Source organism: Streptomyces sp. CO7, assembly GCF_053474865.1.
Map to the genome: position 1 here is coordinate 49,278 of NZ_JBRIOU010000011.1, position 599 is coordinate 49,876.

At 75.3% G+C, this 599-nt stretch carries 1 pseudogene; it reads right to left on the reverse strand.

The annotated features are described in order from the left end of the window. Positions 1-406, reverse strand: a pseudogene (locus ACOV8S_RS29300) (hypothetical protein); the annotation flags it as partial. Between the last annotated feature and the right edge of the window lie 193 nt (positions 407-599).

A 599-nucleotide genomic window follows, 5' to 3' on the forward strand; every position in this document is an offset into this window, starting at 1 on the left:
GGGTGGGGGGCGGCTGCTGCCGGGACTGCCGCTCCGCCTCGGCGGCCGCCTGCTGCGCCGCCCTCCGCGCCCCGTACCGCCGGTGCACCGCCTGCTTGGTGACCCCCAGCGCGGACCCCACCGCGTCCCACGAGAACCCCAGCGACCGGTCGAAGTCCACCGCCGCGGTGACCAGCGTCTCGACACTGTCGCGCAGCTCCTGCGCGAGACGGACCGTCGGCGCCGGCGCCCGCCCGTAGACGACGAAGCCGGCGGAGGAACCCGTACGGCGCGGGCGGTAGACGTTCCCCAGCTGGGCGGTGAGCGTGCGCAACGCGTCCACCTGCCGGCGGACCCGCTCGATGTCCCGTACCAGCAGGTGCAGGCTGGCCCGAGCCTGGGCGTCGTGGGTTGCGTGGTCGGCCATGAACAAGCCTCTCGAACCGGCGATGAAAGGATCGGCCGCGACGAAGGCGGCCCGTTGTGGTCAACTCTCCTTTGACCAACGCGCCCGACCCCCGGGGGGTCACGGTCGCGGGGGCGCTCGGCACCCGCCGCGCGCCCCGGGACGCCCCGTCGCCTCCTAGACTGGTGCGCCGCCCGCATCCCCGCCCCGAGAG